At 73.6% G+C, this 23,985-nt stretch carries 18 protein-coding genes; 9 read left to right on the top strand and 9 right to left on the bottom strand.

What is annotated here, in order from left to right; all coding sequences use genetic code 11:
* The first annotated feature begins 389 nt into the window (after nucleotides 1-389).
* The 6 genes from ACWCSV_RS05155 to ACWCSV_RS05180 all read left to right on the top strand — a co-directional run bounded on the left by ACWCSV_RS05155 (nucleotide 390) and on the right by ACWCSV_RS05180 (nucleotide 9,572).
* On the top strand, nucleotides 390-3,341 hold the full coding sequence (locus ACWCSV_RS05155) for an SCO5717 family growth-regulating ATPase (protein WP_451138669.1): 2,952 nt from the start codon (nucleotides 390-392) through the stop codon (nucleotides 3,339-3,341).
* Nucleotides 3,342-3,539: 198 nt separating this feature from the next.
* Complete coding sequence (locus ACWCSV_RS05160) at nucleotides 3,540-5,408, top strand: ABC transporter substrate-binding protein (RefSeq protein WP_451138671.1); 1,869 nt, start codon at nucleotides 3,540-3,542, stop codon at nucleotides 5,406-5,408.
* Nucleotides 5,409-5,411: 3 nt separating this feature from the next.
* Nucleotides 5,412-6,503 (top strand): ABC transporter permease, encoded by a 1,092-nt coding sequence (locus ACWCSV_RS05165; protein WP_451138673.1) that lies wholly within the window; start codon nucleotides 5,412-5,414, stop codon nucleotides 6,501-6,503.
* Complete coding sequence (locus tag ACWCSV_RS05170; protein ID WP_451138675.1) at nucleotides 6,500-7,423, top strand: ABC transporter permease; 924 nt, start codon at nucleotides 6,500-6,502, stop codon at nucleotides 7,421-7,423. Before ACWCSV_RS05165 ends, ACWCSV_RS05170 begins: the two co-directional genes overlap by 4 nt.
* 23 nt (nucleotides 7,424-7,446) lie before the next feature.
* Complete coding sequence (locus ACWCSV_RS05175) at nucleotides 7,447-8,559, top strand: ABC transporter ATP-binding protein (RefSeq protein ID WP_451138677.1); 1,113 nt, start codon at nucleotides 7,447-7,449, stop codon at nucleotides 8,557-8,559.
* Entirely contained in the window at nucleotides 8,556-9,572 is a 1,017-nt protein-coding gene (locus ACWCSV_RS05180; protein WP_451138679.1) for an ABC transporter ATP-binding protein, read from the top strand. Before ACWCSV_RS05175 ends, ACWCSV_RS05180 begins: the two co-directional genes overlap by 4 nt.
* Nucleotides 9,573-9,594: 22 nt before the next feature.
* On the opposite strand, the gene ACWCSV_RS05185 is transcribed toward ACWCSV_RS05180, so the two are convergent.
* The 9 genes from ACWCSV_RS05185 to rimP all read right to left on the bottom strand — a co-directional run bounded on the left by ACWCSV_RS05185 (nucleotide 9,595) and on the right by rimP (nucleotide 21,596).
* Nucleotides 9,595-10,557 (bottom strand): bifunctional riboflavin kinase/FAD synthetase, encoded by a 963-nt coding sequence (locus ACWCSV_RS05185; RefSeq protein WP_451138681.1) that lies wholly within the window; start codon nucleotides 10,555-10,557, stop codon nucleotides 9,595-9,597.
* A 46-nt stretch (nucleotides 10,558-10,603) separates the two neighbouring features.
* Nucleotides 10,604-14,227: a trypsin-like peptidase domain-containing protein gene (locus ACWCSV_RS05190; RefSeq protein ID WP_451138683.1), complete on the bottom strand. Its 3,624-nt coding sequence runs from the start codon at nucleotides 14,225-14,227 to the stop codon at nucleotides 10,604-10,606.
* Between the two features lie 271 nt (nucleotides 14,228-14,498).
* Nucleotides 14,499-15,398, bottom strand: coding sequence for a tRNA pseudouridine(55) synthase TruB (truB, locus tag ACWCSV_RS05195; protein WP_451138685.1), 900 nt, complete (start codon nucleotides 15,396-15,398; stop codon nucleotides 14,499-14,501).
* Complete coding sequence (gene rbfA, locus ACWCSV_RS05200; protein WP_327178285.1) at nucleotides 15,395-15,838, bottom strand: 30S ribosome-binding factor RbfA; 444 nt, start codon at nucleotides 15,836-15,838, stop codon at nucleotides 15,395-15,397. Before rbfA ends, truB begins: the two co-directional genes overlap by 4 nt.
* A 23-nt stretch (nucleotides 15,839-15,861) precedes the next feature.
* On the bottom strand, nucleotides 15,862-16,158 hold the full coding sequence (locus ACWCSV_RS05205; RefSeq protein ID WP_266709805.1) for a DUF503 domain-containing protein: 297 nt from the start codon (nucleotides 16,156-16,158) through the stop codon (nucleotides 15,862-15,864).
* A gap of 139 nt (nucleotides 16,159-16,297) precedes the next feature.
* Nucleotides 16,298-19,429: a translation initiation factor IF-2 gene (gene infB / locus ACWCSV_RS05210; protein WP_451138687.1), complete on the bottom strand. Its 3,132-nt coding sequence runs from the start codon at nucleotides 19,427-19,429 to the stop codon at nucleotides 16,298-16,300.
* 140 nt (nucleotides 19,430-19,569) lie between these two features.
* Nucleotides 19,570-19,857 carry a YlxR family protein gene (locus tag ACWCSV_RS05215; protein WP_451138689.1) on the bottom strand — a complete coding sequence of 96 codons (288 nt, stop codon included), beginning with the start codon at nucleotides 19,855-19,857 and terminating at the stop codon, nucleotides 19,570-19,572.
* A gap of 189 nt (nucleotides 19,858-20,046) precedes the next feature.
* Nucleotides 20,047-21,087 carry a transcription termination factor NusA gene (nusA, locus tag ACWCSV_RS05220; RefSeq protein ID WP_327178281.1) on the bottom strand — a complete coding sequence of 347 codons (1,041 nt, stop codon included), beginning with the start codon at nucleotides 21,085-21,087 and terminating at the stop codon, nucleotides 20,047-20,049.
* Nucleotides 21,088-21,089: 2 nt separating this feature from the next.
* Nucleotides 21,090-21,596 (bottom strand): ribosome maturation factor RimP, encoded by a 507-nt coding sequence (rimP, locus tag ACWCSV_RS05225; protein WP_450772988.1) that lies wholly within the window; start codon nucleotides 21,594-21,596, stop codon nucleotides 21,090-21,092.
* A gap of 176 nt (nucleotides 21,597-21,772) precedes the next feature.
* On the opposite strand from rimP, the gene ACWCSV_RS05230 reads away from it, so the two are divergent.
* From ACWCSV_RS05230 to ACWCSV_RS05240, 3 genes are read left to right on the top strand one after another with little or no spacing between them, the layout of a single operon-like run.
* Complete coding sequence (locus ACWCSV_RS05230) at nucleotides 21,773-22,381, top strand: hypothetical protein (RefSeq protein WP_451138691.1); 609 nt, start codon at nucleotides 21,773-21,775, stop codon at nucleotides 22,379-22,381.
* Nucleotides 22,378-22,860, top strand: coding sequence for a ferritin-like domain-containing protein (locus tag ACWCSV_RS05235; RefSeq protein ID WP_451138693.1), 483 nt, complete (start codon nucleotides 22,378-22,380; stop codon nucleotides 22,858-22,860). Before ACWCSV_RS05230 ends, ACWCSV_RS05235 begins: the two co-directional genes overlap by 4 nt.
* Before the next feature lie 41 nt (nucleotides 22,861-22,901).
* Nucleotides 22,902-23,822, top strand: a complete 921-nt coding sequence (locus ACWCSV_RS05240; protein WP_451138695.1) for an aminoglycoside phosphotransferase family protein — start codon at nucleotides 22,902-22,904, stop codon at nucleotides 23,820-23,822.
* Nucleotides 23,823-23,985 lie beyond the last annotated feature (163 nt).

Here is a 23,985-nt window from a genome sequence, read left to right on the forward strand (position 1 = left end):
CCTCGCCCACCTCGTCCGTGTACACCGCGCGGGCATTCATCGACTCGCTGAAACCGCGCCAGAGCATCACGACGAACGGGGCCCGGCCGGGCCGCCGCCCCCTTTCACGCATCCACAGGTCGGAGGGGTCGTGGCGGTCGCCTTCCTGGTGTGCGGGCGGGCCGACTCGGCCCGGTGCGGGCGGATGTGACGGACCGGACCGTGCACTGCCCCGGGTACGGCCTGACATAGGGGCCCTGATGGCGATTAGGGTGGGGTGTGGGCGTGTCGCGGTACCTTCGGGCGTGCGGTGCGCGTCCCCGGAGGGAGAGCCGGGCGTATCGGACAACGGGAGACGGTCGCCCCTGCCCACCACGGCACAAGGGTGCTCGACCACACCAGGAGGCATAGTGAACAGCGATCGGGACGAGATGCGCGAGGGATGGAACACGCCCGGCGACGAGTCGTCCGACGCGGATCCCGCCGAGCTGACGGGTGAGTTCACCATCGACTACACCCCGCCCGCCTGGTACACGCAGAACGCGGCGGGCGACACCTCGGGCGGCTCCGGCACCACCGGCTCCGGCACCCCTCCCACTCCGCCGCCCCCGCACGGGTCTCCGCTCTCCGTACCGGGGCTGCCCTCCCAGGGCGGGTTCGAGCGCGCCTGGGCGCCCGCCCCTCCCACGCCCCCCGTGCAGCCCGCACCGCCGGTGCCGTCGGCGCACCCCGTGCAGCCCGCGCCGCCGGCTCCGGTCGCGTCCGCGCCGGGCGTCGGTGGCGCACCGCAGTCGTTCGGGGGCGGTGACGTGGAGAGCGGCACCACCATGCGCTTCTCGGCGGCAGCGCTGAAGCGGGAGTTCGCCGCACGCGACGCCGAGGCCGCCGCCGAGGCGGCCGCAGCAGCCGGTACGGGTACGGGTACCGACGGGCCCGCCGCCGACGCCGGAGCCGGTGGTTCCACGAGCGGTACGGACGAGGCGCCCGCGTTCACCACCTCCACGCCTCCCGCGCTCCCGCCCGCCCCTCAGGCGTCCGAGAACCCCGGAGTCCCCGACGAGGCGGCTGCGCGGGACGAGGCGTCCGGCCCGGACGGTACCCCGGCGGACACCACCGGGACGGCCACCGCCGATTCCGCCGACACCTCCGGCTCCTCCAACTCCTCCGAAGCGGACGGAGACCTCACCGGCAGCCCCACCGACGAGAGCCCGGCGGACGCGGCCCCCTCGGTCCCGGCCCCCTCGGTCCCGGCCCCCTCGGTCCCGGCCCCCGCCGATTCCGCCCCCGCCGACTCCGCACCCGCGGACGCGCGCGTTCCGGACGCCTCGGCCACGTCGGCCACTTCGGCCTCGGCCGACGAGTCGGCCACGCCCTGGTCCCCGGCGCTTCCGGCCGCCCAGCCGCCGAACGCGCTTCCCCCGCTGCCGCCCGCCTTCCACCCGGCCGGACCTCAGCCCAACGCCCCGGAGCCGGCGCCCCAGTGGCCGCCCTCCGCCGACCGCCCGGCCGCCGGTTACGGCTTCCCGCAGGCTCCGCAGCCGCCGCAGGTCCCTCAGCCCCCGCAGACGCCCCAGCTGCCGGCTCCTCTGCCGCCGCAGCCCAACACTCCGTACGGGCAGGGTGGTTACGGCTTCCCGCAGGCACCGGGGCCGTACCAGCCGTACGCACCCCGGAACGGCCAGCTGCCCCCGCAGGTGCCCCAACAGGTGCCCCAGCAGGGCGGCTACGGGTTCCCCCAGCCGCCGCAGGTACCTCAGCCGCCGCAGGCGCCCCAGCCACCGGTTCCTCTCCCGCCGCAGGCGCCCGACGCGCAGGCCGGCTACGGCTACCCGCCGGGCCCCCCGCAGCCCCAGCACCCGTACGCCCCCCAGGGCCTCGTACCCCACCAGGGCCAGGCGCCTCAGCAGCCCCAGGTGCCCCAGCAGTCCCAGCCCCCGCAGCAGGGGTCCCCGCAGCAGCCCGTCGATCCCCGGGCCGGTGGCGCCTGGCCCACCCCGGTCACGCACGATCAGCGTGAGCGCTCGGTGCCCGGTGCTCCGCTCGGGTACACGGCCGCCGTGGAGCTCTCCTCGGACCGGCTGGTGCGGGGCAAGCAGAAGGCGAAGAGCAGCCGGAACCCCTCCTCCGCCAACCGGTTCAAGCTGGGCGGCAAGAAGGAGGAGGCCGAGCGGCTGCGGAAGCTCGAACTGATCCGGACGCCGGTGCTCTCCTGCTACCGCATCGCCGTGATCAGCCTCAAGGGCGGCGTGGGCAAGACCACGACGACCACGGCGCTGGGCTCCACACTGGCCACCGAGCGGCAGGACAAGATCCTCGCCATCGACGCCAACCCGGACGCCGGGACGCTCGGGCGGAGGGTGCGCCGGGAGACCGGGGCGACCATCCGCGACCTGGTCCAGGCGATCCCGTACCTCAACTCGTACATGGACATCCGCCGCTTCACCTCGCAGGCGCCCTCCGGGCTGGAGATCATCGCCAACGACGTGGACCCGGCTGTCTCCACGACCTTCAACGACGAGGACTACCGCCGGGCGATCGAGGTGCTGGGCAAGCAGTACCCGATCATCCTCACCGACTCGGGCACCGGTCTGCTCTACAGCGCGATGCGCGGGGTGCTCGACCTCGCGGACCAGCTGATCATCATCTCGACCCCCTCGGTGGACGGTGCGTCCAGCGCGTCCACCACGCTGGACTGGCTCTCCGCGCACGGTTACGCCGACCTGGTGCAGCGCTCCCTGACCGTCATCTCCGGGGTCCGCGAGACCGGCAAGATGATCAAGGTGGACGACATCGTCCAGCACTTCCAGACGCGCTGCCGGGGTGTTGTGGTCGTCCCGTTCGACGAGCACCTGGCGGCGGGCGCGGAGGTCGATCTGGACATGATGCGGCCGAAGACCCGCGAGGCGTACTTCCACCTCTCCGCGCTGGTCGCGGAGGACTTCGCCCGGGCCCAGCAGCAGCAGGGCCTGTGGACCGCCGACGGCCAGAACCCGCCGCCGCAGTACGCGCCGCCGATGCCCGGCTACCAGCAGTACCCGCCGCAGCCCCACCCCCAACAGCCGTATCCGCAGCAGCCGTACGGGGGACAGCAGCCGCCGCAGTCGCCGTACGGAGCCCAGCAGCCGTACGGGGGACAGCAGCCGCCCCAGCAGCCGTACCCGCCGCAGCCCTACCCGCCGCAGCCGGACAACGGCTGGCAGCAGGGACCGCCCCAGCCCCCTCAGCCGTACGGCGGACCGCCCCCGCAGGAGGGGCAGGCTGGCCAGGCAGGACAGCCCGAGCGGCCGGGTCCGCCCGGCCCGGACGGCCCGTGGCCCGCCCCGGGGTGGCAGCAGCCGCCGCCCGCGCCGCCCCGCCAGTAGGCCGAAGTGGTTTAGACCAATGAGGGCCCGCACCGTTGTGACGGTGCGGGCCCTTTGTGCATTCCCGCAGCCCACACGCCGTTTCGCCGACCGTTGACTCCAGTTGGCCGCCGCTGATAAACCTTCGCTTCACCAGTTGGCGAACCACTGCTCTACCCGCCGCCCCACAAGCGAGTCATGACGCGAGGTCGACGTCCCATGGTCACAAGAAGTCCCGTCCGTTCCGCCCGGCCAGGCCATCGTCTGCGCCTCCTCACGGCCTCGGGTGCCGCCGCGCTGGCGCTCGCCACCGGATCGCTCGTACCGGGCGCCCCCGCTCCGCTCGCCGCCTCACCCGCCCACGCCGACTCCGGGAAGACGACCCTCACCGTCGCGGTCGCCCAGAGCGTGGACTCACTGAGCCCGTTCCTGGCGCAGCGGCTGCTGAGCACCAGCGTCCTGCGGCTCATGTACGACTACCTGACGAACTATGACCCCAAGGACAGTCACGCCGTCCCGGGTCTCGCCACCACGTGGGAGCCGTCCGCGGACAAGCTGACGTGGACGTACACCATACGGTCCGACGCGAAGTGGTCGGACGGGGAGAAGGTCACCGCCGAGGACGCGGCGTGGACCTTCAACACGATGATGAAGGACGAGGGGGCGGCCACTGCGAACGGCTCCTTCGTCACCAACTTCGACAAGGTGACCGCGCCCAGCCCGGACAAGCTCGTCGTCACCCTGAAGAAGCCGCAGGCGACGATGGCCGCGCTCGACGTGCCGATCGTCCCCGAGCACGTCTGGAAGGACGTCACCGACTTCTCGAAGTTCAACAACGACACGAAGTTCCCCATCGTCGGTGACGGACCGTTCATCCTGACCGACTACAAGGTCGACAGCTACGTCAAGCTCAAGGCCAACAAGGACTTCTGGCGCGGCTCGCCCAAGTTCGACGAGATCGTCTTCCGGTACTACAAGGACCAGGACGCCGCCGTCGCCGCGCTGCGCAAGGGCGAGGTCTCCTTCGTGGCCGGAAGCCCCAGCCTGACGCCCGCCCAGGCGGCCTCGCTCAAGAGCGCGCCGGACATCAAGGTGAACGAGGGGCCAGGCCGCCGCTTCTACGCGCTGGCCACCAACCCGGGCGCGCGCACCAAGGACGGCCAGAAGTTCGGCGACGGCAACCCGGCGCTGCTCGACCAGAAGGTCCGCCAGGCGCTCTTCCTCGCCGTCGACCGGAAGACCATCATCGACAAGGTCTTCCAGGGGCACGCGGTGGAGGGCGAGGGGTACATCCCGCCGCGCTTCTCCGCGTACCAGTGGCAGCCCGCGGCCGGGCAGCAGCTGAGTTACGACCCCGCCCGCGCCGCCTCCCTGCTCGACCAGGCCGGGTACAAGAAGAACAGCGCCGGCAAGCGGGTGGGCAAGGACGGCAAGCCGCTGGACCTGCGCATCCTCTGCCACGCCACCGACCCGAACGACAAGGCCGTCGGCAAGTACCTCCAGGAGTGGTGGGGCGACCTGGGCGTGGGCCTGAAGGTCGACTGCCTCGACAACGTCTCGGACCCCTGGTACGCCGGTGAGTACGACCTCGCCTTCGACGGCTGGTCGGTCAACCCGGACCCGGACTTCGTCCTCTCCATCCACACCTGCGGCGCCCTGCCCGCCAAGGCCAAGGAATCGGCCGCCACGGACAACTTCATCTGCGACCCGAAGTTCGACGACCTCTACGCGAAGCAGCTGGCCGAGTACGACCCCGCCGCCCGCGCGACGATCGTCAAGGACATGCAGTCGCGGCTGTACGACACCGGGTACATGAACGTCATGGCGTACCCGAACGCCGTGGAGGCCTACCGCACCGACCAGATCGCCTCCATCACCACCATGCCGTCGGACGCCGGCAACATCTACGGCCAGGACGGCTACTGGAGCTGGTGGTCGGCGGTCCCGGCCGCCTCGGCGAGCGGTTCCTCGGACTCGGGCAGCTCCACCGGAGTGCTCGTCGGCGTCGGCATCGCCGTCGTCGTTCTGGCCGGTGGCGGACTGCTGTTCGCCCTGCGCCGCCGTTCCACCGCGGAGGACCGTGAATAACCGATGAGCACTGACAGCACTCCCTTGCCGGGCTTCGGCCCGGCGGGCGTGGAGGGTGCGGGAACCGCCGGTCCGGCTCAGGCCGGGCCGGCGGTCCGCGGTCCGCGCGCCCGCTCCACCACCGCCTACCTCCGCTACGCGGCGGGCAAGCTGGCCGGCGCGGCCGTCTCGCTCTTCGCCGTCCTCGTCACCAGCTTCTTCCTCTTCCGGCTGATCCCCGGCGACCCGGTCAAGCAGATGACCGGCGGACGCCAGGTGACCACCGAGCAGATCGCCGCTATGCGGCGGGAGTTCGGGCTCGACCTGCCACTCTGGCAGCAGTTCACGCAGTACTGCGGAAACGCCCTGACCGGCGACTTCGGCACCTCGTACCAGTTCCGCACCCCGGTCATCGACAAGATCGCCGAAGCGCTCCCCGCCACACTGCTGCTCACCGGGACCGCGTTCGTCATCTACACCGCGATCGGCATCTGGCTGGGCTCCCGTTCCGCCTGGCGCAACGGCTCCTTCGGGGACCGCTTCAACACCGCGTTCGCGCTGACCCTCTACTCCGTGCCGTCGTTCTGGCTCGGACTGCTGCTGATCATCACGCTCTCGGTCGGCATCGGCCCGATCCCCGGCCTCTTCCCCACCGGCGGCATGGAGTCCGGCGACTCGTCCGGCTTCGGGTACGTCCTCGACGTCGCCCACCACCTGGTGCTGCCCGTCCTCACGCTGGTCGCGGTGGAGTACGCCCGCACCCTGCTGGTGATGCGGTCCTCGCTGCTCGACGAGATGGGCAGCGACTACCTCACGACGGCCCGCGCGAAGGGGCTGCGGGACGACCAGGTGCGCCGCCGGCACGCGGTGCCGAACGCGATGCTGCCGACGGTGACCCTGCTCTTCGTCAATCTCGGCAACACGGTCGCCGGCGCCATCCTGGTGGAGACCGTGTTCTCCTGGCCCGGCCTCGGCGGTCTCTTCTACCAGGCACTGAGCGTGCCCGATCTGCCGCTGGTGCAGGCGCTGTTCTTCGTCTTCGCCGCCGCGGTGATCCTGATGAACACGCTCGCCGACGTGCTCTATCCGCTCTTCGATCCCCGGGTGGCCCGATGACGACCTCGACGGACGCGCTGGGCCCGGGCAGCGGCCCGCGCTCCCTGGCGTGGACCCGCAGGCGGCGGGCCGCGGCCCGCTTCTGGGCCCAGTACCGGACGCACCGGGCCGGGGTGGTGGGGCTCGCCGTGCTGGTGGTCATCGCCGTGCTGGCACTGGCGGCTCCGCTGCTGGTGGGGGCCGACTCGAAGAGCGTCACCGAGGCGCAGGGCGGCCCGATGGAGTCGCCGAGCGCCGAGTTCCCCCTCGGCACCGACCAGTTCGGCCGGAGCCTGCTGGCCCTGCTCCTCTGGGGCGCCCGGGTCTCGCTCACCGTGGGTCTGCTCGCCGCCTTCCTCTCGGTGGCCATCGGCACCCTGGTGGGCGTCACCGCCGGTCACTTCAAGGGCTGGTACGGCACGGTGGCCATGCGGGTCACCGACTGGTTCCTGGTGATGCCGACGCTGGTGCTCGCCATCGCCCTGGCCACCGTGCTGTCGCGGTCGCTGTGGACGACGGTGCTGGCGATCGGCGTGACGACCTGGCCGACGACCGCCCGGCTGGTGCGCGCCCAGACGCTCTCGGTGGAGTCCCGCCCGTACATCGAGCGCTCCCGGGCGCTCGGCGGCGGGCACGGCCACATCATGAGCCGTCATGTGCTGCCCAACGTCATGCCGATGGTGCTCGCCCAGACCACGCTGGCGATCTCGACCGCGATCCTCACCGAGGCGACCCTCGCCTTCCTCGGGCTCGGCGACCCCACGGTCGTCTCCTGGGGCGGGCTGCTCCAGGACGCCCGGGAGGCGGGGGCCGTGAGCTCGGGCAACTGGTGGTACCTCGCCCCGCCCGGACTCGCCATCGCGGTCGTCGCGCTCGCCTTCACCCTCTGCGGCCGGACCATCGAGTCCGTGCTCAACCCCAAGCTGGGGGTGGCCCGTTGAGCACTCCCGAAGAACGGACCAGCATGACAGCGACCTCACCCGGGCAGCCCCTGCTGGAGGTGCGCGACCTCCGTGTCACCTACGGTTCCGGGCCGTCGGCCGTCCCCGCCGTGCGCGGTGTGGACCTGCGCGTCGACGCCGGGCAGAAGCTCGGCATCGCCGGGGAGTCCGGCTGCGGCAAGTCGACGCTGGCACTCGCGCTGCTGCGGCTGCTGCCCGCGTCGGCCAAGCTGAGCGGCGAGATCCTGCTGGACGGCGAGGACGTCCTGACGATGAAGTGGGGCCGGCTGCGGGCGGTCCGCTGGGCGGGCGCGTCCATCGTCTTCCAGGGGGCCATGCACTCCCTCAACGCGGTGCACCGGGTCGGCGACCAGATCGCCGAACCGATCCTGCTGCACCACCGGGCCACCCCGGCCGCCGCCCGCACCCGCGCCGGTGAGCTGCTGGAACAGGTGGGGCTGCCGGCGGCACGGGCCGCCGCCTACCCGCACGAGCTCTCCGGCGGCCAGCGGCAGCGGGTCATGATCGCCATGGCGCTCGCCTGCGATCCACGGCTGATCGTCGCGGACGAGCCGACCACCGCCCTCGACGTGATGATCCAGGCCCAGATCCTCCGGCTGATCGAACAGCTCGTCGCCGACCAGGACCTCGGCCTCGTCATGATCAGCCACGACCTGGCGGTCCTCTCCGACACCTGCGACCGGCTCGCCGTGATGTACGCGGGCCGGGTCGTGGAGGAGGGCCCGGCCCAGGAGGTCTACCGGCGCGCCCACCACCCGTACGGAGCGGCGCTCTCCGCCGCCTTCCCGCGCATCGGCGACCCCGCCTCGCGGCACGCCCCGCGCGGACTGCCCGGCGACCCGCCGGACCCGGCGGCGCTGCCCTCCGGCTGCGCCTTCCACCCCCGGTGCTCGGCCGCGCTGGACTCCTGCGCCGAGGAGGACCAGTGGCTGCGGGACGCCGGGCCCGGACGGCGCGCGGCCTGCGTCCTGGTGGGCCCGGCGACGACGCCCGCCGCGGAACCCGCGCCCGCCGAAGAGCCGGCCGCACCCGCGGCAGCGGAAGAGCCCGAGGACACCGGTACGGCCCCGGGCACGAGCGAGCCCGGAGCAGAGGAAGCGAGGAGCACCCCATGACGACCACCCCCCTGACGACCACTCCCCTGCTGAGTGCCGAGGCGCTGGAGGTCACCTTCCCCGGCCGTCGGGGTGCCGCCCCCGCGCGGGCCGTGGACGGGGTGGCGCTCGACATCCGGCCCGGCGAGATCGTGGCCCTGGTCGGCGAGTCGGGGTGCGGCAAGACCACGCTCGCCCGTTCCCTGCTGGGCCTGGTGGCACCGACCTCGGGCCGGATTACCTTCGAGGGCCGGCCGCTGGACCCCTCGGCGCGGGCGATGAAGGCCTACCGCAAGCGCGCCCAGCTGGTGCTCCAGGACCCCAGCGGCTCCCTCAACCCCCGCCACACGGTGTACGACGCGGTGGCGGAGGGGCTGCGCATCCACGGGCACCGGGGCGACGAGACCGCGGCGGTGGCCGGGGCGCTCTCCCGGGCCGGGCTGCGGCCCCCGGAGCGGTTCTTCCTGCGCTACCCGCACGAGCTGTCGGGCGGTCAGCGCCAGCGCGTCGTCATCGCCGGGGCGCTGGTGCTGGAGCCCGAACTCCTCGTCGCCGACGAGCCGGTGGCCTCACTGGACGCCTCGGTGCGCGGGGAGATCCTGGCGCTGCTGCTGCGGCTGAGGGACGAACTCGGTCTCTCCGCACTGATCGTGACCCACGATCTCGGGCTCGCCTGGAACATCGCGGACCGGGTGGCGGTGATGTATCTGGGGCGGATCGTGGAGACCGGGGCCGTCGAGCAGATCCTGACGGCTCCCCGGCATCCGTACACCAAGGCACTGCTGTCGGTGCTGCCGGAGGCGCCGGGCGAGCCGGTGGTGCTCTCCGGCGAGGCTCCGGACCCCTCGAACGTACCGGGCGGATGCCGGTTCCACGTCCGCTGCCAGGTGTTCGCCTCGGGCGAGGCCGAGCGGGCGGGGGTGGCGGACGCCTGCCGTACGCGGGACCTGCCGGTGCTCGACGGCGGCGGCGCCGGGCAGGTCGCCTGCCACTGGGCGCGCGCGACCGCCGGGGAGCAGCCGGCTCCGGCATAGCCGCGGGAGAGGCCGGGCGTGGTCAGGCGCCGCGCTCGGCCTCGTACGCGTCGATCAGCCCGGTGCACCGCTCGACGTCGGCGGCCATCGCCACCAGCAGGTCGTCGATGGAGTCGAACTTCAGCATCCCGCGCACGTACGCGAGGAAGTCGACCGCCGCGTGCATGCCGTACAGGTCCAGGCCGATCCGGCCGATGGCGTACGCCTCGACGGTCCGCTCGACGCCGTCGAACTGCGGGTTGGTGCCGACCGAGATCGCGGCGGGCATGCACTCGCCGGCCACGTTCAGCCAGCCCGCGTAGACGCCGTCGGCGGGGATCGCGCTGTGCGGGACCGTCTCGACGTTGGCGGTGGGGAAGCCGAGGTCCCGGCCGCGCTGCGCTCCCCGCACCACGATGCCTTCGACCCGGTGCGGACGGCCCAGGATCTCGGCGGCGCCGGAGACGTCGCCCTCGGCGATCAGCCGGCGGGCGAGCGTGGACGAGAACGGCAGTCCCTCGCCCGCCTCCTGGCTGACGAACAGGTCGACGACCTCGACGGTGTAGTCGTAGGTGGAGCCCAGTTCGGCGAGGAGTTCCACGTCGCCCGCGGCCTTGTGGCCGAACCGGAAGTTCGGTCCCTCGATGACGGTGCGCGCGTGCAGCCGGTCGACCAGCACCTTCACGATGAAGTCGGCCGGCGCCAGCTTCGAGAATTCCAGGGTGAACGGCAGGATGAGCAGCGCGTCGACGCCCAGCTCCGCCATCAGCTCCGCGCGGCGCAGGTGCGGGGCGAGCAGCGGCGGGTGGCTGCCGGGGCGGACGACCTCGCTGGGGTGCGGGTCGAAGGTCACCACGACGGACGGGACACCCAGCTCGCGGGCGCGTTCCACGGCCCGGCCGATGATCAGCTGGTGCCCTCGGTGCACCCCGTCGTAGGACCCGATGGTGACGACGCTGCGTCCCCAGTCCTCTGGGATGTCCTCCAAGCCGCGCCAGCACTGCACCGTGACCGCTCCTCGCCCGAGTCTGCATCTACATGCGGTATGTAGATTACGCAGGCCTAAGACTGCCATGCTCGTGCCCGGTCGCCTGCATCGGCACCGTCATCGTGCGCCGGGAGGCCGTCAGGCGTTCCAGGGCGGCCCGGGCGTCGGGTCCCACCACGGCCGCCCACTCCTCGGGGGCGGCGTCCAGCCACCGGCAGACCATCGGAGCGAATCCCGGCACCGCGGACGCGAGGGCGACCAGTTCGCGGTCGAACCGCTCGGCGCCCTCGGCCGACCGGACGAGGAGTGTCCCGGTACGGTGCACCAGCGCGCGGGTCCGGGGCTCGGGACGGCGCGCCGAACCGGCCGCGGCCGCCCTGAGCAGGGCGTGCAGCACGTCCGGGTCACGCCCGGTGGTCTGCTCGTACTCCATCAGCGTCTCCAGCAGCTCGGCGCGCGCGGGCCGGGACACGGGGCTGCCCCCGGAGGCGAGGGTCCGGGCCAGCGCCGCGCGGACCGGCGGGGGCGCGGGCGGGTCCCGGAGCAGCGAGGCGACCAGGGGGAGCAGCAGCGCGCGGGCCGCCGCGCCCTGTTCGAGCCGCTGGTCCACCAGGGCGGCGACCCGTGCGCCGGCGGAGCCCTCGCCGTCCCCGGAGTGCTGGAGGTAGGTGCGGACGAGTCCGGCGGTGTGCAGCGAGAGGGCCGGGAGGTCCAGGGCGGCCAGTTCGGCGAGCGCCTTGCCCGCCTCCTCCCCCGGGCGGGACAGCCGGCCGCGGAGGGCGGCGAGCACGGGCTGCGGGGACGTCGGCAGCGCCCCGGCGACCAGGGCGGTCGGCAGACCCGGCGCACCCTGGGCGTAGGCCCGCAGTGCCTGGGGCAGCCAGCGGTCCCGCGTCTCCGGGTCGCGGACGAGGAGCGCGAGCGCCGGGCCGTGCAGCGGGGCGTCCTCCGTGCGCCCCAGCAGGGCGAGGGCGGCGGCGCGCAGCAGCGCCCGGTCCTCGGCCTCCTCCGCCCGGCCGACGACGGCGCCGGCGTAGCGGGCGGCGGCGGCGCGGCGCTCGGGCCGCTCGTCGTCCCGCGCCCAGCGCGCGGCCGCCCGGCTCAGGGTGGCGGGCTCGTCCTCGGCCAGCGCGAGGAGGAGGTCGGCGGCGCACGGGTGCGGGGTGTCCACGAGCGCGTCGGCGAGGTCGTCCGGGGCGAGGCCGCGGCGGGCGTACAGCAGGGTCTGCGCGGCGGTGGCCACGGTGGGCCGCCGGGGCGGGAGCCCGTCCGCCGGGTCGTCGGGGCCCTCGAAGCCGTCGGCGCGGAGCGGGCGCTCGTCCGTGAACCAGCCGCAGAGCATCCGCCGCACCACCGCCGGGGCCGCCGTCAGCAGGTGGTCCACCGCGTCGAGGAAGCACTCCCCGCCGTCGCGTCCCGGCCCCTCGTCGGCGGGCATCAGCAGCCGCAGCAGGTCGACCCGGTCCTCCAGGGGCAGCCGCAGCCGGCGCCAGAACCACGGGTCGAACGCGGTGTACGCCGTGCCCGGCACGGTGCCGTCCGGACCGGCCGCCCGGGTGATCCGCCCGGCGAGCACCCGTAGCACTCCGGCGTACGGGCGGGCGTCGGCGACCTTGAGCAGCGTTTCGCGCAGCAGCCGGGCGGCCCACCACGCGGCGTCCTCGTGGCCGGGGTGCGAGGGGCGGCCGTCCCGGGCGCCGGCGCCCAGCCGGTCGAGCGCCTCGATCAGGTCGGCCATGCGGTGCGCGAGGGCGGCGTCGCCGTGGCGCCGGCCGGCCAGCAGCATCGCCTGGAGGACCGGCCCGATGCGGTGGCGGGGTACGGGCAGGTGGTTCGAGGGGGCCGGGCCGCTCTCCGGGCCGGTGGCGGGGCTCTCGTCGGCGTGCCGGCGGTGCACCAGGAAGGTCAGGGCGGCGTCCAGGTCGAGGTGGGCGCCCTGCACCCAGTCGCCGACCTCCTCGTGGGTGAAGCGGTATCCCTCGCCGGCCGGGACGAAAAGGCCCTCGGTCAAAACGGCGGAGGCCCAGCCGGTGCGCCAGGGGAAGAGCTCCTCGAAGGCGGTCCGGTCCAGCTCCCCCTGGCCGGGCCCCAGGCACCGGCGGGCCGCTTCGTGCACCTGGCCCGCCACCCGCGCGGCGAGCCTGCGTACGGCGGAACCGCTCATGGGGGGATCGGCGGGCGCCGCGATCCGTACGGCCACCCGGGCGCAGGTCAGGTCGAGATGGGCGGAGAAGACGTCCTCGGTGTCCGGGGTGCCGGGCACGTCGGGCGGCAGCACCGCGCGGAGCTCGGCGAGGAGGGCGAGGGTGAGCGGATGGCGGTCGTGCCCGGCGGCCACGGATCCGTCCGCGAGGGCGTACCGCTCCCTGGCCCGGGCCGCCTGCGCCTCGTCGAGGTCGCCGAGGCGCAGTCCGGGCGGCAGGCCGACAGCGGGGCGCGCGGGGTGGTGCAGGACGCCGGGCGGGTGGAGGGCGCCCGCCGTCTCCCAGTGCTCGGGGCGGCAGGCGACCACCATGCGGGCCTCGTGCGCGCGGAGCCAGCCGGCGGTGGCGGAGGTCCATCCGGCGAGCCGGTGGGCGAGGACGGGCGGCATCTCCTCGGGCCCGTCGAGCAGCACGAGCAGCGGGCGCCCGGAGCCGGCGGCGAGGGCGGCGATCCGCTCGGGGGTGGCTCCGGCCGTACTGTCCTCCGGGGCCCCCGCTCCGTCCGCCGCGTTCACGAGGCGGACGGAGCGGTCCAGGGTCCGGGCGACCGCGTCGGCCACCGAGTGGTCGTCGGCGAGCAGGTCGGCGCCGCGCAGCCAGAGGGTGGGCGCGCAGCCGCCCGCCCCGGCGCGGCGGGCGGCGAGGGCGGCGAGTTCGGTGGTGCGGCCGGTGCCGGGTGCGCCGACGAGCCCGAGGACGGTCGCCGTACCGCTCTCGAAGGCGGCGAGCTCGGCGGTGACGTCCTCGCGGGTGACGGGTTCGACGGGGTGGGGGCCCCGCCGGGCCGGGCAGGCCGTGCCGACGGTGGTGGCGGTGAGCCGGAGGGCGCCCGCGAGGTTGAGGTCCGGGCCGTAGCCGGGAACGGTGAGGGCGTTGCGGCCCAGGAGCTCGTCGAGCGGGCCGCCGTCTCCGGGGTGCAGCAGCAGGGCGAGCCCGGCCGCCTCGTGGCCGGCGCGCAGGGCGGGGCAGAGCACACCGATGACGGCTCCGGTACGGGGGTCGGTGACGGGTCCGCCGACGGCGGCGCCGCCGGAGCGCAGCGCGTCCCGGCCGTCGGTGCCGACGGCGAGTTCCAGCACGGCGGCCAGCGGGTGCGCGTGGCCGTCGCGGGTGGTGTAGGTGGCCGGGGCGGTGCCGAGCACACGGGCCTGGCGGATGCCGTGCGCGGCGATGTGCACGTACGCCCCCGGCTCCGCGCGTTCGGGTGCGGCGATGGGCAGGGGTTCCAGGCCGAGGGCGGCGGTGTCCCCGGTGCGCAGCAGCGCGAGGCCGAGGGCGGGCAGCGGGACGATGCCCGCGGGGGCCAGCGGGCGGGGGACGCCGTCCGGCCCGTGCAGGAGGAGCGGACCGCCCGGTGCCAGGCCGTCGAGGACCTGGTGGCTGGTCACGACGGTGCCCCGGTCGTCGGCCAGGAATCCGGTGCCCCGGGGCCTGCCTGCCTGGTCGCAGATCCTCACCAGCGTCGTCCGGTCCCCGCTTCCCATGAGTCCGAAGGTAGGCGGGCTGGGATGGCCCGATAGGCCAGAACGGGTGAATGCGCCCCCTCGCGCCCCTGATTCACCCCGAGCGCCCGTCCATTGGGGTGAGTTCGGGGGCCCGGATGGACAGAGTGCTCGGCGGAGGGGGGTTCGTGGAGAGCCGGGGGGTCCGCTCCACGACAGCGGCCTGCTTTCCGTCCGGTGCACCGGACGGAAAGCAGGCCGCGTGAAGAGGCTGCGCGAGGGCGGAAACGCCGGGAGACGGCCCGGGGACCGCTCAGGCGAAGACGGCGAGGCTCTTGGCCTTGCCCTTCTCCTCCTCCACCAGTACGAGGAAGGCGCCGTCCGGCCCGAAGACCGCGACCGGCCCCGGCGGGTACGCCGGCATGTCCAGCCGGACCCCGTTGAGCAGCAGCTTGGCCCGCTTCTCGTCCACGTCCCAGCGGGGGAACGCCGACGCGGCGGCCTCGGCCACCGGCATCACGGTCAGCTCCTGCTGGTGCTGGTCGAGCGTCCGGGCCGCGTCGATGCCGTACGGGCCGACCCGGGTGCGCCGCAGCGCCGTCAGGTGCCCGCCGACGCCGAGCCCGGCGCCGAGGTCCCGGGCGAGGGCCCGGATGTACGTCCCCGAGGAGCAGACGACGGAGACGACCAGGTCCAGCACCGGGGTGCCGTCCTCCGCGACCGCCTCGCGGACGTCGTAGACGCGGAACGAGGAGACCGTCACCGGGCGGGCCGGGATCTCGAACTCCTCGCCGCCGCGCACCCGCGCGTACGACCGCTTCCCGTCGATCTTGATGGCGCTGACCTTGGACGGGACCTGCATGATCGGTCCGGTCAGCGCGGCGACCCCGGCGTCGATGCCCTCACGGGTAACCCCGGAGGCGTCGGTGGACGAGGTGATCTCGCCCTCGGCGTCGTCGGTGACGGTGTCCTGGCCGAGCCGGATCGTACCGAGGTACTCCTTCTCGGTGAGCGCGAGGTGGCCGAGCAGCTTGGTGGCCCGTTCCACGCCGAGCACCAGTACCCCGGTCGCCATCGGGTCGAGCGTGCCGGCGTGGCCGACGCGGCGGGTGCGGGCGATGCCGCGCATCTTGGCGACGACGTCGTGCGAAGTGAAGCCGGACGGCTTGTCGACGATGACAAGGCCGTCCGGCGTCCTGATCTGCTCCGTCATGCTGAGGTGTCGTCCTCGTCCTCCGGCTTGCGGTACGGGTCGGCGCCGCCGGCGTACGTGGCGCCCGAGGACGCCTCGCGCACCTTGGCGTCCGAGGCCCGCACCTGGTCGAGGAGGTCCTCGATCGCCTTGGCGTTGCCCGGCAGGGCGTCCGCCACGAAGGCGAGGGTGGGGGTGAACTTCGTCCCCGCCGCCGCCCCGACCGCCGACCGCAGCACGCCCTTGGCGCTCTCCAGGCCGGCCGCCGCGCTGGCACGGTCCTCGTCGTCGCCGTAGACCGTGTAGAAGACCGTGGCCTCCCGCAGGTCACCGGTGACGCGGGTGTCCGTGATCGTCACGTGGGTACCCAGCCGGGGGTCCTTGACCCCGCGCTGCAGTTTCTCGGCGACCACCTGCTGGATGAGGTCCGCCAGCTTCTTCGCCCGCGCGTTGTCGGCCACTGGTCCGTCTCCTTCTGCCTTGCTCAATCGTCTTCGTCGCTGTGCAGCCGCCGCCGTACGGACAGCAGCTCCACTTCCGGCCGGCCGGCGACGAGTCGCTCGCACCGGTCCAGCACGTCTGTGAGGTGCCGGGTTTCCCCGGAGACCACGGCGAGGCCGATTTCGGCCCTGCGATGGAGATCCTGATCGCCCGTCTCCGCCACGCTCACCGCGAATCTGCGCTGGAGCTCGGCGACGATCGGCCGGACGATGGAACGCTTCTCCTTCAACGACCGTACGTCGCCGAGGAGCAGATCGAAGGACAGAGTCCCCACATACATGGATGCCCGGATGTCCCGCCGGTTCGGGTTCGTGTCCTGCACACGCTTTGGCAGGAACACCAGAACCGTACACGGAACGGCCGGGGCCGATCGACGGGAATTTCCTCCCGCCGATCGGCCCCGACTGTTGAGGTACGGGTCAGCCTCGCGGCTTCTCGCGCATCTCGTACGTCGCGATGACGTCGTCGATCTTGATGTCGTTGAAGTTTCCGAGGTTGATACCGCCCTCGAAGCCTTCGCGGATCTCGGTGACGTCGTCCTTGAAGCGGCGCAGACCGGAGATGTTGAGGTTCTCCGCAATGACCTTGCCGTCGCGGAGCAGGCGCGCCTTGGTGTTGCGCTTGACCTCGCCCGACCGGACCAGGACACCGGCGATGTTGCCCAGCTTGGACGAGCGGAAGACCTCGCGGATCTCCGCCGTACCGAGCTCGACCTCTTCGTACTCCGGCTTGAGCATGCCCTTGAGGGCCGCTTCGATCTCTTCGATCGCCTGGTAGATGACCGAGTAGTACCGGACGTCCACGCCTTCGCGCTCGGCCATCTGCTGCGCGCGCCCTGCGGCACGGACGTTGAAGCCGATCACGATGGCGTCGGAGCCGGTCGCCAGGTTGATGTCCGACTCGGTGACCGCACCCACACCGCGGTGCAGGATGCGGATGTCGACCTCGTCGCCGACGTCGAGCTGGAGCAGCGAGGACTCGAGAGCCTCCACCGAACCGGACGCGTCGCCCTTGATGATGAGGTTGAGTTCCTGGACCAGACCGGCCTTGAGCGCCTCGTCGAGGTTCTCCAGAGAGAACCGGACACCCTTGCGGGCGAAGTTGGCGTTGCGCTCGCGGGCCGCACGCTTCTCGGCGATCTGCCGGGCCGTGCGGTCCTCGTCGACGACCAGGAAGTTGTCGCCGGCACCCGGGACGTTGGTGAGACCGAGGACGAGGACGGGGGTCGACGGACCCGCTTCCTCGACGTTCTCGCCCTTGTCGTCGAGCATGGCGCGGACTCGGCCGTAGGCGTCGCCGACGACCATCGTGTCGCCGACCCGCAGCGTGCCTCGCTGCACCAGGACGGTGGCGACGGCACCGCGACCGCGGTCGAGGTGGGACTCGATCGCAATACCCTGCGCGTCCTGCTCCGGGTTGGCCCGCAGGTCGAGCGAGGCGTCGGCGGTGAGGACGACGGCCTCCAGCAGGGAGTCGATGTTGAGACCCTGCTTGGCGGAGATGTCGACGAACATGGTGTCGCCGCCGTACTCCTCGGCCACCAGACCGAACTCGGTGAGCTGGCCGCGCACCTTGACCGGGTCGGCACCCTCGACGTCGATCTTGTTGACCGCGACCACGATCGGCACGTCGGCCGCCTTGGCGTGGTTCAGCGCCTCGATCGTCTGGGGCATCACACCGTCGTTGGCCGCCACCACGAGGATCGCGATGTCGGTCGACTTCGCACCACGGGCACGCATGGCGGTGAACGCCTCGTGACCCGGGGTGTCGATGAAGGTGATCTTCCGGTCCTCGCCGTTGACCTCGGCGGAGACCTGGTAGGCACCGATGTGCTGCGTGATGCCGCCGGCCTCGCCCGCGACGACGTTCGTCTTGCGGATCGCGTCCAGCAGTCGGGTCTTACCGTGGTCGACGTGACCCATGACGGTCACGACCGGCGGACGCGGGATGAGCGACTCCTCGCCGCCCTCGTCCTCGCCGAACTCGATGTCGAAGGACTCGAGCAGCTCGCGGTCCTCCTCCTCCGGGCTGACGATCTCGAGGACGAAGTTCATCTCGTCCGCGAGGAGCTTCAGCGTCTCGTCGGAGACGGACTGCGTGGCGGTGACCATCTCGCCGAGGTTCATCATCACGCCGACGAGCGACGCCGGGTTGGCGCCGATCTTCTCGGCGAAGTCGGTGAGCGAGGCACCGCGCGACAGGCGGACGGACTGTCCGTTGCCGCGAGGCAGCATCACGCCGCCGACCGACGGGGCCTGCATGGCCTCGTACTCCTGACGCCTCTGCCGCTTCGACTTGCGACCACGACGCGCCGGACCGCCGGGACGGCCGAACGCACCCTGTGTGCCACCACGGCCACCGGGGCCACCGGGACGGCCACCGAAGCCGGGACGACCGCCGAAGCCGCCGCCACCGCCGCCGGGACGACCGGCACCGCCGCCGCCACCGCCGGGACCGGCCGGACGGCCGGCGAAGCCGCCACCGCCGCCGCCACCGGGACGACCCGCGAAGCCGCCGCCACCGGGACGACCGGCGCCGCCGGCGCCGCCGGGACGACCCGCACCGCCGCCGGGACCGCGGCCACCGCCGGGGCCACCGCCGGGACGCGGACCCGCAGCGGGACGCTGCGGCATCATTCCGGGGTTGGGACGGTTACCGGCGGGAGCGCCGGGCCGCGGAGCCTGCGGGCGGGGCATGCCGCCCGGGGTGGGACGGGCACCGCCCTGGGCGCCCTGCGGGCGCGGGGCGCCGCCGGGACCGCCGGTGTTGCCCTGGGGACGCGGGGCGCCGGGGCGCTCCTGACCGCCGCTGGGGCGCGGGGCACCGCCGGGACGGGGCGCCTGGGGGCGCGCCATGCCGGTGGAACCGCCGGAGGTGAACGGGTTGTTGCCCGGACGGGGACCGGCCGGACGTGCGCCGCCCGGACGCGGGGCGCCCTGGCCGGCGGGACGCGCGGGGCGGTCGCCGCCGCGGTTGTCGCGCTGACCGCCGTCACGGCTGTCGCGCTGGCCGCCGTCGCGCTGGCCGCCGGCCGGAGCCGGACGGGCCGGGGCGGGACGCGGACCCGGGGTGGCACCCGCGGGGCGCGGGGCCTGGGGCTGCTGCGGCGCGGCCGGCTGGGCCGGGGCCGGCGCCGAGAACTCGGCGACGGGGACCGGGGTCACCGGGGCGGGCCGGGGGGCCGGACGCGGGCCCGGACGGGGACCGGCCGACGGTGCGGCCGGAGCCGCGGGGGCGCTGGTCTCAGGCGCGGCGGCAGGCTTGGGAGCCGGTGCGCCGGGCTTGGGGGCAGCGGGACGTGCCGCAGCGGCCGGGGAGGGCGCCGCGGGCTTGGCGGGGGCAGCCTTACGAGGCGCTCCCGGCTTGGCAGCGGACTTGCCGGCGTTGCCGCCGGGCCCCTGCAGTGCGTCGGTCAACTTGCGTACAACCGGCGCCTCGATCGTCGAGGACGCCGAACGGACGAATTCACCGAGTTCTTGGAGCTTGGCCATGACGACCTTGCTCTCTACGCCGAACTCCTTGGCGAGTTCGTATACCCGGACCTTAGCCACTTCGCTCCTTTTAGGTCCGGGTTACCGCCGGACCGTCGCTACTTCATGGGCGTACTCATCGCGTACTCATCGAGTGCTCATCGCAATCTCGACCTACTTCCAACTCGCGAGGTACCTGACCGCACGGGGACCCGTGCCGTTCACTTTTCTTGCGGTGACACCCGCTCGACGAACCGCTGCAACGCGGTGGTGTCGAACGGCCCCTTGGCCTTGAAGGCCCGGGGGAACGCCCGGCGGCGGACCGCCAGGTCGAGACAGACAGGTGCCGGGTGCACATACGCACCCCGGCCGGGCAGCGTACCGCGTGGATCAGGCGCACAAGCGCCCTCGTCCACCACGATGCGCAGCAACTCGGTCTTGGCCGCTCGCTCCCGGCATCCCACACAGGTGCGTTCGGGACAAGCGCGGGCTTGCGTCCGGCCAGACACGGCTAAGTCTACCTCCCCGCGTCGACCTCACCCCTTTGGGGCAAAAATCGAACGGATGTTGTTGTGATCTCCAGCGGGCTCCCGCGTCGATCTATTCCTGGGCGCCCGCCTTCCGGGGGGGGGCGCGTACCCGCTCGGGCGCTGCGTCGCACGGGCGGAACGGCCTCCGGGCCGTCGACCGTATGCCGGTCAGCCGCGCTCCGAACGCTCCCGGGCCCGCTCGGCCCGCTCGCGGTCGGCGACGTCGCGCTCTTCGTCGGTCTCGGTGTCCGGGCGGATGTCGATGCGCCAGCCGGTGAGGCGCGCGGCCAGACGGGCGTTCTGCCCCTCCTTGCCGATCGCCAGTGAGAGCTGGTAGTCGGGCACGGTCACCCGGGCGGAGCGGGCACCGAGGTCAACGATCTCGACCTTGCTCACCCGTGCGGGGGACAGCGCGTTGGCGACCATCTCGGCCGGGTCGTCGGACCAGTCCACGATGTCGATCTTCTCGCCGTGCAGCTCGGCCATGACGTTGCGGACACGGCCGCCCATCGGGCCGATGCAGGCGCCCTTGGGGTTGAGCCCGGAACGGGTGGAGCGGACCGCGATCTTGCTGCGGTGGCCGGCCTCGCGGGCGATGGCGCAGATCTCGACGGAACCGTCGGCGATCTCCGGGACCTCCAGCGCGAAGAGCTTCTTCACCAGGTTGGGATGGGTGCGCGACAGCGTCACGGACGGGCCGCGGACACCCTTGGCCACCCGGACGACGTAGGTGCGCAGCCGCAGGCCGTGGGTGTACTCCTCGCCCGGCACCTGCTCCTGCACCGGCAGGATGGCTTCGAGCTTGCCGATGTCGACGAGGACGTTGCGCGGGTCCTTGCCCTGCTGGACCACACCGGTGACGACGTCGCCCTCGTGTCCGGCGTACTCGCCGAAGGTCCGGTCGTCCTCGGCGTCGCGCAGGCGCTGCAGGATGACCTGCTTGGCAGTGGTCGCCGCGATGCGGCCGAAGCCGGACGGGGTGTCGTCGAACTCCTTGGCCTCCTGGCCTTCCTCCAGGTCGGCCGGGTCCTCCGTCGCCCAGACGGTGACGTGGCCGTTGCGGTCCAGCTCCACACGCGCCCGGCGGAAGCTGCCGTCCGTGCGGTGGTACGCGATGAGGAGGGCCGACTCGATCGCCCCGACGAGCACGTCGAACGGGATTCCCTTGTCCTGCGCCAAGCCCCTCAGAAGCTTCACATCGATGTCCACGGCTACGCCTCCTCTTCCTTCTTGTCCTTGCGGTTGAATTCGATCTCCACGCGCGCCTTGTCGATCTCGGCGAAGGCGATCCGGCGCGAGGTGGGCTTGCGGCCCTTGACGCCCGGGACCTCCAGATCGAGGCCCTCGTCGTCGACCTCCAGCACACGGGCGATCAGTTCGTCGGCGCCCGCCTCGGCGGTCAGCTTGAACTTGACCAGCCGGCCGGTGGCGCGGACGTAGTGGCGGTGCTCGGTCAACGGGCGGTCTGCGCCCGGCGAGCTCACTTCCAGGACGTACTCGTCCTCGCCCATCGCGTCGGTCTCGTCGAGCTTCTCGGAGAGGGAGCGGCTGAGCTCCGCGCAGGTGTCGAGTTCGACGCCGTCGTCCGAATCGACGACGATCCGCAGCACGCGGCGGCGGCCGGCCCGGGACACCTCGATCTCCTCGAGGTCGAGCTGCACGGCGGCGACGAGCGGTTCGAGCAGCCCGCGCAGCCTCTCGCTCTGGTTGGTGCTCATCCGGGTGACTCCTCGGCCGCGTCTGCTGTTGTGGGGATCGTCGTGCGTCAGGACAAAGGGTATCCGGTCGCGGGGGGTGTTGCCGTCCTCAGGCTGCCCGCACGCGGGTACGCTCGCCAGCGGTGATCACTTCAGGACAGATCCTGTCAGGACTTGTTCAAGCCCGAAGGAGAAAAGTGCGGCCCACGGGGACGACGCGCAGGGGGGCACTCACCGCCGCCGGAGCGCTCGTGGCGGGAACGGTACTGGCGGGCTGCGACGGCGAGGAAACGCCGGCGGCGGAGCGGACCGGGGCGGCCCGAGCCGCCCGGACGAGCCCCGAACAGCGGCTGCGGACGACCGCCGTGCGGACCAGCGCCGCGCTGCTCGCCCGGTACGACGGGGTCGCCGCAGCCCATCCGGCGACGGGCGCCGGACTCGCCCCGCTGCAGGCCGAGGTGCGGCAGCACACCGAGGCGCTCGCGGAGGGCACCACGACGGCCTCGCCCCGCCCTTCGGCCACGGCCCCGACGAGCCCGGCGCCCACGGCCTCCGCGAGCCCCGCGCCCACGACCGAGGCGGTCGGGAGCACCGCCGGCCCCTCCGGCTCGGCGACCCCGGCCGGTGACGCGCGCACCGCCCTGAAGGAGCTGGCGGCCGAGGCCCGGCGGGCGGGCGACGCCCACACCGCGTCGCTGCTCGACGCGGAGCCCGAGCTGTCCCGTCTGCTGGCGTCGGTGGCCGCCGCCTGCGGCGTGCACGCGTACCTGCTCACCGAACTGGCCAAGGAGACCCCGGCATCATGACTGCCCAGGCACTGACGGCGGCGCAGGCCGCCCTGGCGGCCGAGCACGCGGCCGTGTACGGCTACGGCGTGGTCGGTGCGCGGACCTCCGGCAGCCGCCGCTCCGAGGCGACGAGCGCCTACCACGCGCACCGGGCCCGCCGGGACTCGCTGGCCCGGGCGGTGCGGGACCTGGGCGGTGACCCGGTGGTCGCGGACGCCGCGTACGCTCTGCCGTTCGCGGTCCACGACGGTGCGGCGGCGCTGCGGCTGGCGGCCGTCCTGGAGGACGGCGTCGCGGGTGCCTGCGCCGACCTCGTACGGGCCACGGAGGGCACGGACCGGCGGGATGCGGCGCTCGCGCTGCGGGAGGCCGCCGTGCGCGCGGCCCACTGGCGGGGCTCCGGCGTAGCCTTTCCGGGGCTCGCGGAGCGGGCCGGCCGGGCGGGGACCGCGTCCCCCTCTCCCCCGGAGGCCGCCGGCGCCGCCGGGACGCACTGAATCGGGTCACTGAACCGGCCTCGGAAAGGTACAAGGCAGGTATGGGTTTCGAACCGCCTCAGCGTCTGGCGCGAGCGCTGGACGAGCAGTACGGGAAGGCCGTGGCCGACGCCTGGCTGGGCTCGCTCGGCGCGCTCGTGGAGGCGGAGCTCTCCGCCGGCGGCCGGGCCCTGACCGTCGACCGGGTGGCCGCCCCCGGCGGGCGTACCAGCATGGTCCTGCTGGTACGCCGGGCGGACGGCACCCCTGCCGCGCTGAAGATCGCCCCGCCCGGGGCGGCGCCGGACGCCGAGCGGGCCGCGCTGGCCCACTGGAACGGCTGGGGATCGGTACGTCTCCTGGAGCCGGCCGACGCCGTGGCGCCCGGCGGCGGGATGCTGCTGGAACGCCTGCACCCGGAGGTGTCGCTGCGTTCGCTGCCGGAGGCCAAGGCGCTGCTGGAGGCGGCGGGCACGGTGCGCAGGCTCTGGGTGGAGCCGCCCCAGGGACACGCGTTCGAGACGGTCGCGGAGCGGACCGGTCGGCGGATCGCCGCGATGCGCGAGTTCGCCGCCGGCGATCCGGAGCTGGCACCCCTGGTGGAGGCGGCGCTGGCGGTCCGCGAGGAGCTGGTCGCGGACCCCACCGAAGCGCTGCTGCTGCACGGCAACTTCCGCCAGAGCAAGGTGCTGTCCGGCGAGCGGGTGCCCTGGCTTACGGTCGGGCCCGAGCCGCTGGTGGGCGAGCGCGCCTACGACCTGGCGCGGCTGGTGCGCGACCGGGTGGAGGATCTGATCGCCTCGCCGGGCGGGCCCGCGACGGCCCGGCGCCGGGTGCGCAAGCTGGCGGACTCGCTGGAGGTCGGCCAGGAGAGGCTGCACGGCTGGACGCTGTTCCGGGCGGTGGAGTCGGGCACCCGGGCGCTGGCCGAGGGGCGGCAGCAGACGGGCGAGATGTCGCTGGAGTTCGCCGGCTGGCTCTGAGGCGGCCCGCTCCGGGACTCCTGGTCGGAGGCGACCGGCCCTGGGACGACCGGCTCGGGGGCGACCGGCCCTGAGACGACCGGCCACGGGAGCCCCGGCCGGCCCTGCTCATGACACGACCCCCGCGCACCTCGTCGGTGCGCGGGGGTCGTGTCGTGCGGCT

This window comes from Streptomyces sp. NPDC001770, from assembly GCF_053596135.1.